Raw genomic sequence first — 1,473 nt, forward strand, 5'->3', positions numbered from 1 at the left:
TGTAGGTCGAAGCGAAGCCGACCGGAGGGCAATGCCCCCGGATGAATACCGGAGCGAAGGAACCCCGAGCCTTAGCGAGGGGCCGTACGTAAGGGGCGAGACCTTTGGTTCCTTTGGGGCGTTTGCCAAAGGGACTCGCCGTAAGGGCGAAACCATAAGCCGCCGTTACCGAAGAAACGGATATGTACACCCGTAAAAATCCACGCTGCCTGACACACCGCCTTCGCGGGCAAGCCCGCTCCCACAGTTTGAGTTGTGTACAACCCCGGCTGGCAGGCCGCCATCGCGAGCAGGCTCGATCATGCGGTTCAAGGCTGCAATGCCTGGGGCCCGGTGGACTGTTCTTTCGGTAGTCCTTCGGTGCCATCGAGGACAACTTTCTCGGCCACGAACTGCCAGTCCTTGTAGCTGGCCATGCCCTTGAAGTCCGCCCACTGGCTGGGAAAGTTATCCTGCTTGAGCGGCTTCTGCTCGGACGGGCAGTACACACCGCTGATCCGCCCGTCGAAATTGCGCATCAACTCCCACTCGCCACCTGTCATCGGCTCCGGGTACAACTGCCGCAGATGGTGCCTGGCCGTCGGGAAACGCTCGTCCTGCAACAGGTCCTTGAGTTCTTTCGGGTACTGGGCCATACCGGGCGAACTGCGGTAATAGCTGCGCAACGCCTGGGCATATTGCGTACCGACCCAGAGCAACTGGTGTTCGCGATCACGACGCGAAGCGGTGGCCCACAACTCACCGGCACTGGCCAGGCCCATGCCTATCACGACGATCAGAAACAGCACACCCAGGTAGGTAAAGCCGTCCTGGCTCGAAGGTTTACCACTCGGAATACAGGCTGCCATCTCGCGCCCTCCCGCTGGCCCCACTCTTGATATCGGCCACCCCACCCGCCACGCCATCCGGTGGTGCGACTATGATCCAGGTATCCTTGCGCTCGGAAATCGGGTCCAGCGGCTGGCTGCGCAAGTAGCGCAGTTCGACCAACTGTTCGATGGAATCGGGATAACGCCCGGTGTCCCCGTAATAGTGATCCAGTGCCTCGCGCATGGACGACAGGCTCTGGTGCAAGGTGGTCTCCCTGGAAGACTCCAGACTGCTGAAGTAGCGTGGCAAGGCGATCGTCATCAGGGTCGCGATGATCGCCATGACCACCATCAGTTCAATCAGGGTAAAACCCTTTTGCCGACGCATAGGCTCACCACTCTCGGTAGGCGATACCGTTGAGACCCTTGCCCCGGGCCTTGGAGTAAACGTCAAAGACGTCCTGGCCCTCGCGCGGGTTCTCAGCCGAACTGTCATAGGAACGCAGGCCCCAGCCGCCGTCGTCGTCACGCTTGACGGCTGCCAGCGGGTCACGGGGGATGCGCCGCAGGAAGTAGAACTTGGCGCCCTTGGGACTGCGCACGTCACGCACCCCCTCCACCAGCTACAGATCGTTGAGATCGGAAGAGCGTCGTGTAGGGAAAG

2 protein-coding genes and 1 pseudogene are annotated in these 1,473 nt (G+C 61.0%); all 3 read right to left on the reverse strand.

The features are described from left to right. Positions 1 to 308 precede the first annotated feature (308 nt). Positions 309 to 848 (reverse strand): type II secretion system protein, encoded by a 540-nt coding sequence (locus PMI34_RS04340; protein ID WP_008053186.1) that lies wholly within the window; start codon positions 846 to 848, stop codon positions 309 to 311. Next, on the reverse strand, positions 823 to 1,197 hold the full coding sequence (locus tag PMI34_RS04335) for a type II secretion system protein (protein ID WP_008053187.1): 375 nt from the start codon (positions 1,195 to 1,197) through the stop codon (positions 823 to 825). The genes PMI34_RS04340 and PMI34_RS04335 overlap by 26 nt, the downstream gene beginning before the upstream one ends. Before the next feature lie 4 nt (positions 1,198 to 1,201). Next, a pseudogene (locus tag PMI34_RS04330) lies at positions 1,202 to 1,432 on the reverse strand (hypothetical protein); the annotation flags it as partial. Positions 1,433 to 1,473 lie beyond the last annotated feature (41 nt).

Source organism: Pseudomonas sp. GM74, assembly GCF_000282455.1.
In the GTDB taxonomy this organism is placed as follows: Bacteria; Pseudomonadota; Gammaproteobacteria; order Pseudomonadales; family Pseudomonadaceae; genus Aquipseudomonas.

What these genes read in the sequence shown, in the direction of transcription:
- PMI34_RS04340 (WP_008053186.1), bottom strand. Translation starts at nt 848, where the DNA reads ATGGCAGCCTGTATTCCGAGTGGTAAACCTTCGAGCCAGGACGGCTTT.
- PMI34_RS04335 (WP_008053187.1), bottom strand. Translation starts at nt 1,197, where the DNA reads ATGCGTCGGCAAAAGGGTTTTACCCTGATTGAACTGATGGTGGTCATG.